This is a genomic window from Pseudomonas sp. H9 (assembly GCF_004353925.1).
GTDB lineage: Bacteria > Pseudomonadota > Gammaproteobacteria > Pseudomonadales > Pseudomonadaceae > Aquipseudomonas.
The window spans coordinates 238,744-246,846 of record NZ_SMOK01000027.1; the positions used below are offsets into that span (position 1 = coordinate 238,744).

An 8,103-nucleotide genomic window follows, 5' to 3' on the forward strand; every position below is an offset into this window, starting at 1 on the left:
AAGCGGCAAGATAAAGCGGTTTTGTGAACGTCACCGAATCTGCTTCTTCTTGAAGCTTACAGCTTGAGGCTTGCAGCTGCCCCTATGCCCCACATACTCATTGTCGAAGACGAAGCAGCCATAGCCGATACCCTGATTTTTGCCTTGCAGGGCGATGGTCACAGCACTGAGTGGGTGACGCTGGGGAACGCGGCAGTGGAGCAACAACGTCAGCGCCCCGCTGATTTGATCATTCTCGATATCGGCCTGCCGGATATCAGCGGCTTTGAAGCCTGCCGGCAACTGCGGCGTTTCACAGAGGTGCCGGTGATGTTCTTGAGTGCCCGCGACGGTGAAATCGATCGGGTGGTGGGCCTGGAAATCGGCGCTGACGACTACGTGGTCAAACCCTTCAGCCCTCGGGAAGTTGCGGCGCGGGTGCGGGCCATTCTCAAGCGGATGGCGCCACGTGCCGAGCCTGTCAGTAATGTGCCTGGGCTGTTTGTGGTTGATACCTTGCGTATGCTGATCAGCTATCGCGGCCAGCCTCTGAGCCTGACCCGTCATGAGTTTCGTTTGTTGCAGAGCCTGCTGGAGCAGCCGGAGCGGGTGTTGAGCCGTGAACAATTGCTCGACGCCGTCGGGGTGGCGGCTGATGCCGGGTATGAGCGCAGCATCGACAGCCACATCAAGAGCCTGCGTGCCAAGTTGCGCGCAGTCGCCGCCGACGCCGAGCCGATCCAGACTCACCGTGGCCTGGGATACAGCTACAGCCCGAGCCACAGCTGATGCGCCTGGGTATCAGGATCTTCCTGGTTTACTTCCTGTTTGTCGGGCTGACCGGGTATTTCATTCTCAGTAGCGTGCGTGAAGAAATCCGCCCAGGGGTGCGCCAATCCACCGAAGAAACCCTGGTAGACACCGCCAACCTGCTCGCCGAGTTGCTGCATGACGACGTCAAGGCCGGTACGCTCGGCCAGAGCCGTTTGCCGCAACTGCTGCGGGCGTATGGTCAGCGTCAGCCGCGTGCCGATATCTGGGGGCTGTCGAAGAATCAGGTCAATCACCGTATTTATGTCACCGATGCCAAGGGCATGGTGTTGCTCGATTCCACTGGTGCGGCGGTGGGGCAGGACTACTCGCGTTGGAACGACGTCTACCTGACATTGCGTGGTGAATACGGTGCGCGCTCGACCCGCAGCGATCCGGATGACCCTGAGTCGTCGGTGATGCACGTGGCGGCGCCGATTCTGGATGACGGCAAGATCATCGGCGTGGTGACCGTGGCCAAGCCGAACAAGTCGCTGCAGCCTTACATTGACCGCTCCGAGCAGCGTTTGATGTACCTGGGGCTGGGGTTGATCGGCCTGGGGCTGTTGGTAGGGGCGGCGTTGTCTTGGTGGCTGGCGCGTTCGTTGCGGCGCCTGACACATTACGCCCAGGCAGTCAGCGAAGGTGAACGCACGGCATTGCCGCATTATCGCGGTGGTGAACTGGGGCAATTGGCAGCAGCGGTGGAGCGTATGCGCACGCAGCTCGATGGCAAGGACTATGTCGAACGTTATGTGCATACCCTGACCCACGAGCTGAAAAGCCCGCTGGCGGCGATTCGTGGGGCCTCAGAGCTGCTTCAGGAGCCGATGCCGGACGCGCAGCGCCAGCGCTTTGCCGACAACATCGAGCGTGAGAGCGCCCGCATGCAGCAATTGATCGAGCGCTTGCTCAATCTGGCCCAGGTCGAACAACTGCAAGCGCTGGAGGAACAACAACAGGTGTCGTTGGCCGCGATGGTTGATGAGCTGTTGCTGGCGCAGAGTGTCCGTATCGAAAGCAATGGTTTGCAGGTACGTCAGCGCATTCCGGCCAGCACCCGACTGCTGTGTGAACCGTTCCTCATGCGCCAGGCCATTGCCAACCTGCTCGACAATGCCCTTGATTTCACCCCGGCCGGTGGGCTGCTGTTGTTTGAGTTGGAGAAGCAGGGCACCCGTGTGGCCCTGAGCCTGTTCAACCAAGGCGAGGCGATCCCCGACTATGCCCTGGGGCGCCTGAGCGAGCGGTTCTACTCGTTGCCGCGCCCCGTGAGTGGGCGCAAGAGCACCGGGCTGGGGTTGAACTTTGTCGAAGAAGTCATGCAGCTACACGGTGGTTCGCTGGAAGTGACCAACGTGGAAGACGGCGTGCGTGTGCGCCTGTGGTTGCCGGCCAAGCGGCTGGATTGAAACTTCACACACTCTGCACACAAGCTCCACATAGCTCCTTAATGGCACCATGTTGATTGCTCAGACTCTGCGTATCGAAACCGGAGTCTGTCTCATGAACCGAACCTTGAGTATCAAACTGGGCACCATAGCCCTGCTGATTATCCTGCTGTTGATTCCGCTGCTGATGATCAGCGGCCTGATTGGCGAGCGGCAGGAGCAGCGTGACAGTGTTGTACAGGACATTGCCCAGAGCGCGAGTTTCGCCCAGCAGATCAGCGGCCCGATGCTGGTGGTGCCGTACCGCAAGACCGAGCGGCGGTGGAAAACCGAAGACGGCCATACCTTCAAAGAGACCCAACAGGTCAACGGCCACCTGTACTTTCTGCCAGAAACCTTCGAGCTGAAATCGGGCATCAGCACTGAGTTGCGCTCGCGCGGGATTTACCAGACGCGTCTGTTCCATGCCGACAACCACATCAGCGGCCAATTCAAAGTGCCGGCCAACTGGGGCATTAGCGCAAACCTCGAAGACTATCAGTTTGAGCCGGCCTTTCTGGTGGTGGGCATCAGTGATATTCGCGGTATCGAAAAGAGCTTGCAGTTGCAGTTCAACGACCAGCGTCTGGATTTTCAGCCGGGAACCCGCCTGGGCTGGTTCGGCGGCGGTGTGCATGTTGTGTTGAACAGCCTCGATGGCAAGGCGCCAACCCAGTTCAATTACGCTTTTGACCTCAGCCTGCAGGGCACTGGCCAGTTGCATGTGCTGCCCGTGGGCCGCAGCAGCAGTGTCAGCATGGCCGCCAACTGGCCGCACCCAAGCTTTATCGGTAATTACCTGCCTGCTAGCCGCAAGGTCGATGCGGGTGGCTTTTCGGCGAACTGGCAGACCACGTTCTTTTCCACCAACCTGGAAGACGCCTTGCGCCAGTGTGTCGGTAATGAAGGTTGTGAAGATTTTCGCAGCCGCGCCTTCGGTGTGAGCTTTATCGATCCGGTGGACCAGTACCTCAAGAGTGAGCGGGCGATCAAATATGCCCTACTGTTCATTGCCCTGACCTTTGCCGGATTCTTTCTGTTCGAAGTGCTCAAGAACCTCAGCGTGCACCCGATCCAATACGCCTTGGTGGGGGTAGCGCTGGCGTTTTTCTACCTGCTGTTGTTGTCGTTGTCTGAGCACCTGGGCTTCGGCCTGGCCTACTTGCTGTCCGCTGCGGGCTGTGTGCTGCTGATTGGTTTCTATCTGTGCCATGTGCTGCACAGCCTGCCACGGGCGATGGGTTTTGCCCTGGGGCTGGCAGTGCTCTACGGCATGCTTTACGGGCTGCTCAGCGCTGAAGACTATGCCTTGCTGATGGGCTCGCTGCTGCTGTTCGGGCTGTTGGGCGTGTTCATGGTTCTGACGCGGCGGCTGGACTGGTACAGCGTGGGTCAGGGGAAACTGCAATGAGCGGGTTACGTGAAGAGCGGCGAGTGGGGGCAGTGTTGGCCAAGCGGATTGAGCGGTGGCTCATTCGCGGGGCAAGCCCGCTCCCACAGCGCTCGGTGGGAGCGGGCTTGCCCCGCGAAACGAACACTCAGGCTGGAGGCGCTGTAGCCAGCATCGAAGCCCGCTGGCTGACCTGGGCATACCACGCCGCCAGCTTCGGCTGCTGCTCACGCCAGCCGAAGTCCGGCATGCGCAGATCGAGGTAACCCAACGCACAGGCCACACCAATAGCGGCGATGTCGAACACGGAACTCAGCTCGGCCATGTGCTCCTGTTCGAAGTTGGCCAGCCCACGACGGATCTTGCCCTGCTGCGCTTCGACCCAGGCATCCCAACGCTTGTCCTCTGGGCGCAGGAAGGTCTCGTAACGGGTCAGCACGGCAGCATCCATGATCGCATCGGCCAGCGAGGCGAGGGTCAGGCGATGCCAGCGTGACCAGCCTTCCTTGGCAATCAGTGGAACACCGACATGCTGCTGGTCGAGGTACTCGCAGATCACCCGGCTGTCGTGCAGCACGTTGCCGTCAGCCAGGCGCAACGCCGGAAGCTTGCCAGCCGGGTTGCCCTGGTTGAGTTCATCAACCGGATTGATCGGCGTCAGGTTGACCGTGTGCAGGGCAACGCGGTCGAGTTGCCCGGTCTCGTGCAGCACCACCATGACCTTACGCACGAAGGGCGAGGCGGGAGAGTGGAACAGGGTCATGCTTGGTGCTGACATGTCGAACCCTCAGTTGCCTTGCAGGCTTGGTGGCAAGCACACGCCGGTACCGCCGATACCGCAGTAGCCATCGGGATTTTTGGCCAGGTATTGTTGGTGGTAGGCCTCGGCGAAGTAGACAGTCGGTGCCTGGTCGATTTCGGTGGTGATTTCGCCAAAGCCGGCCTTGCTCAGTTCTGCCTGGAAGGCTGCCTTGCTGGCATTGGCTTCTTCCAGCTGCTCAGGGGTGGTGCAGTAGATCGCCGAGCGGTACTGGGTGCCGACGTCGTTGCCCTGGCGCATACCCTGAGTAGGGTTGTGCAGTTCCCAGAACATCGCCAGCAGATCGCGGTAGCTGACCTTGTCCTGGTCGTATACCACCAGCACCACTTCGGTGTGGCCGGTCAGGCCCGAGCAGACTTCTTCGTAGGTGGGGTTAGGGGTAAAGCCGCCGGCATAGCCCACAACGGTGCTGACCACGCCTTCACGCTGCCAGAAGCGGCGCTCAGCGCCCCAGAAGCAACCCAGGCCGAAGATGGCAAAGCCGACGTTCTCGAAGAAGGGCCCCAGCAGAGGCGTTTCTTTGAAAACGTAGTGATACTCCGGCAGGGTCATCGGGGTTTCGCGGCCAGGCAGAGCCTGTTCCGCAGTCGGCAGCACGTTTTTGTTCACCAGAATTTCTGAACGCAGGACCATGGCTGTTCCTCTGTTTTCAGGTCGATAGGGGGCGTCCCTTTCGCGGGGCAAGCCCGCTCCTACTGGTGGGAGCGGGCTTGCCCCGCGAAAGGGTGCCTTGGATGAACACTATATTGCCCTGCTGTCAGGCCATCGGTCCACGAGGATAACGCTTGAGTTTGTTGACCAGCTCAGCCCCCGGAATAGGCTTGTCGAACAAGTAGCCCTGACCGACGTCGCAGCGGTGACGTCGCAGAAAGGCCAGCTGTTCGGCTGTCTCGATACCTTCGGCAACCACTTTGAGCTTCAAGTTGTGCGCCATGGCCACCACCGCAGAGGTGATTTCCATGTCGTCCTGGTTGGCGGGAATTTCGTGAATGAAGCTGCGGTCGATCTTGATGATGTCGATCGGAAACTTCTTCAAGTAGCTGAGCGAGGAGTAACCAGTGCCGAAGTCATCCATGGCCAGGGTCAGGCCCAGTTGCTTGAGCTGGTCGAGCTGGCGGTGGGTGTCTTCGGTGGCTTCCAGCAGCAGGCCTTCGGTCAGCTCCAGTTCGAGCAGGTGCGGCGGCAGGGCCTCTTCTTGGAGGATGTTGCCGATCGAGGCCACAAGGTCAGGGTCGGAGAACTGCTTAGGCGACAAGTTGATCGCCACTTGCAGGTTGCCCAGCCCTTCGGTGCGCAGGCGCTGGCTCATGCGGCAGGCCTGGCGGGCGATCCATTTGCCAATCGGAATGATCAGCCCGGTTTCTTCGGCCACGCTGATGAACTGGTCTGGGCGGATCATGCCCTTCTCGGGGTGGTTCCAGCGCAGCAGCGCTTCCAGGCCCAGCAGGCGACCGCTGCGCAGGCACAGCTTGGGCTGGTAGAACACATCCAGTTCGTTCTGGGCCAAGGCGCGGCGCAGGTTGTTCTCAACGAACAGCTTGTAGCTGGCCTCGGCATTCAGAGCTTCGGTGAACACCTGGGCCTGATGTTTGCCGTTGGCTTTGGCTTTGTGCAATGCCAGGCCGGCGTTCTTCATCAGGGTTTGCGGGTCGCGGCCATGCAGCGGCGCGCAGGCCAGGCCCACGGAGCCGGTAACGTTGATCAGCTGGTTGTCGACGAACAGCGGTTTGTCGAGGGTTCTGAGTAGTTGCTGGGCGATCTGCTGGCCGCTGTTGAGGTCGGTGTCTTCCAGCAGCACCGCGAATTCGTTACTGGCAAAGCGCGCCAGGCTGCCACCGACACTGAGGCTATTGCGCAGGCGCCGGGCCAGGCTGATCAGCAGTTTGTCACCGGTTTGGTGGCCGAGGCTGTCGTTGATCCGCTTGAAGTTGTCGATATCGACCAGCAGCAGGCAGATGGGGCTGTCGCTGTCGCGGGCGAAGCGCTCGTCGAGGTTGCGGATGAACGCCGGGCGATTGCCCAGGCTGGTCAGGTTGTCGGTATAGGCCAGACGTTCGATGCGCTGCTGGGCCAGCTTGCTCTGGGTGATGTCTTCGTAGATGCCGATGTAATGGGTCAGTTCGCGGTTGTCGCCGTAGACCTTGGAAATCGACAGCTGCCCCCAGTAAGGCTCGAGGTTTTTGCGTCGGCTTTTGAATTCGCCCTGCCAGCTGTTGCTCACATCGAAGTCTGAAGGCCCGTCGAACAACAGCTCGTTGAGATTTTCCAGGGCCGGTAGCTCCGAGAGCCGGTGGCCGTGAACTTCTTCGGTACTGTACTGAGTAATGGCGGTGAAGCTTGGGTTGACGTACTCGACCACCCCATCGCGGTTGACCAGCAAAAAGGCGTTGGCGCTTTGCTCGACGGCCCGCTGGAACAGGTGCAGCGCGTTAGTGGCGGTGCGCCGGTTGTGATTGTTGATGACCTGGGCGAACTGATCGGCCAGCTCACCGGCAAAGGCGATTTCGTCGGTTTGCCAGGCGCGGGTGGAACCTGTGTGTTCCAGGCAGAGCACGCCGACCACCTGACCATCGATGCGGATACTGGCATCGAGCATGGCGTTGATGTCACGCGCGCGCAGGCTTTCGGCCATTTCGCGAGTGCGCGGGTCGTGGTTGGCGTTGTGGGCATCGATGGCACGGCTGGTGTGCAAGGCATCGAGGTAGTCGGGAAAGCAGCTGGCGTCGATGGGGTCGGGCAGCCGGTGTTCCTGGGCCTCGCGGTAGTACGCGGAAATTGGCTCCAGACGTTGCCCTTCCAGGTACCAGATGCTCGCACAGTCGATCTTGTAGATTTCACAGGCGCTGCGGGTGATCAGTTCAGCGGCTTCCAGCAGAGAGTTGCTGGCGCTGTAGCGGTGGCGGGCCAGGTGCAGGATCAGCTCCTGCTGGGCACGCACGCGCTCAAGGTGTTCGAGCTGCTCTTGCTGGGCCTGCTGGTTCAGTTGCAAGGCAATCTGCAGGCGGTTGTTACGGGTTTCCAGCTCGACGGCACTGAGGCTTGGCACATCGCCGGGTTGGGCGTCGATCACCATCAGGTAACCGCGTAACAGTTGGCGGTTGTGCTGTTTGTAGGCCTCACCCAATTCCAGCAGTTGCAACGGCCCCTGTGCAGTGTGCAGGGTGTAGCGCACCAGGTAGTGTGGGCGCTGGCTCAATTGCAGCTGGATGGTGTCATGCAGTTTGTAGCGCGCCTCAGGTTCCATCAGGCTGGCATAGGGCGAGCCGACCAGGGCGCATAGTTCGACTGCGGCCAAACCGAATTGGCGTTCGCAGGCGGGGTCGAGGTAGAGCAGCGCCCAGCTGGCTTCATTCAGCCGTTCGAAACGCAGCATGCCGAGCCGCGAAGGCACGGGCAACTGCGTGACGACCTCGGCCGCCATACGGCTGGCGGCATCGGGTTGGCTTTTCATGGAGAGCTCGCTTCAAGAGGGCTGTTCGCGAAGGTAGCGCAATCTGCTACTCGACGTTTTCGCAAGGTTGCATCATGCAGCGGAGGCTGACAAGCCTGCACACACTGTGTCGGCATATAAGCGCAAACCTTAAACCGGTGGGAGCGGGCTTGCCCCGCGATTGCGATACAACTGACACGCCGCAATCGCGGGGCAAGCCCGCTCCCACAGGTGGTGCAAGACA

General features: G+C 60.5%; 6 protein-coding genes. 3 read left to right on the top strand and 3 right to left on the bottom strand.

Annotated features, from left to right (window positions below):
• Window positions 1-84 precede the first annotated feature (84 nt).
• From creB to creD, 3 genes are all read left to right on the top strand, one after another.
• Window positions 85-768 (top strand): two-component system response regulator CreB, encoded by a 684-nt coding sequence (creB, locus tag E1573_RS21280; RefSeq protein WP_133216535.1) that lies wholly within the window; start codon window positions 85-87, stop codon window positions 766-768.
• A complete protein-coding gene (creC, locus tag E1573_RS21285; RefSeq protein WP_133216536.1) occupies window positions 768-2,201 on the top strand; it encodes a two-component system sensor histidine kinase CreC in 1,434 nt (477 codons plus the stop codon). Before creB ends, creC begins: the two co-directional genes overlap by 1 nt.
• A gap of 94 nt (window positions 2,202-2,295) precedes the next feature.
• Window positions 2,296-3,630 carry a cell envelope integrity protein CreD gene (gene creD, locus E1573_RS21290; RefSeq protein ID WP_133216537.1) on the top strand — a complete coding sequence of 445 codons (1,335 nt, stop codon included), beginning with the start codon at window positions 2,296-2,298 and terminating at the stop codon, window positions 3,628-3,630.
• A 127-nt stretch (window positions 3,631-3,757) separates the two neighbouring features.
• Here creD and E1573_RS21295 read toward each other — a convergent pair whose 3' ends face one another.
• The 3 genes from E1573_RS21295 to E1573_RS21305 form a co-directional block, all read right to left on the bottom strand.
• Complete coding sequence (locus tag E1573_RS21295; RefSeq protein ID WP_256659594.1) at window positions 3,758-4,387, bottom strand: glutathione S-transferase; 630 nt, start codon at window positions 4,385-4,387, stop codon at window positions 3,758-3,760.
• 9 nt (window positions 4,388-4,396) lie between these two features.
• On the bottom strand, window positions 4,397-5,062 hold the full coding sequence (msrA, locus tag E1573_RS21300; protein WP_133216538.1) for a peptide-methionine (S)-S-oxide reductase MsrA: 666 nt from the start codon (window positions 5,060-5,062) through the stop codon (window positions 4,397-4,399).
• Window positions 5,063-5,186: 124 nt separating this feature from the next.
• Window positions 5,187-7,880 carry a bifunctional diguanylate cyclase/phosphodiesterase gene (locus tag E1573_RS21305; RefSeq protein ID WP_133216539.1) on the bottom strand — a complete coding sequence of 898 codons (2,694 nt, stop codon included), beginning with the start codon at window positions 7,878-7,880 and terminating at the stop codon, window positions 5,187-5,189.
• Window positions 7,881-8,103: the final 223 nt, after the last annotated feature.

Coding starts and splice junctions, on each gene's coding strand:
- creB (WP_133216535.1), top strand. CDS start 85: ATGCCCCACATACTCATTGTCGAAGACGAAGCAGCCATAGCCGATACC.
- creC (WP_133216536.1), top strand. CDS start 768: ATGCGCCTGGGTATCAGGATCTTCCTGGTTTACTTCCTGTTTGTCGGG.
- creD (WP_133216537.1), top strand. CDS start 2,296: ATGAACCGAACCTTGAGTATCAAACTGGGCACCATAGCCCTGCTGATT.
- E1573_RS21295 (WP_256659594.1), bottom strand. CDS start 4,387: ATGTCAGCACCAAGCATGACCCTGTTCCACTCTCCCGCCTCGCCCTTC.
- msrA (WP_133216538.1), bottom strand. CDS start 5,062: ATGGTCCTGCGTTCAGAAATTCTGGTGAACAAAAACGTGCTGCCGACT.
- E1573_RS21305 (WP_133216539.1), bottom strand. CDS start 7,880: ATGAAAAGCCAACCCGATGCCGCCAGCCGTATGGCGGCCGAGGTCGTC.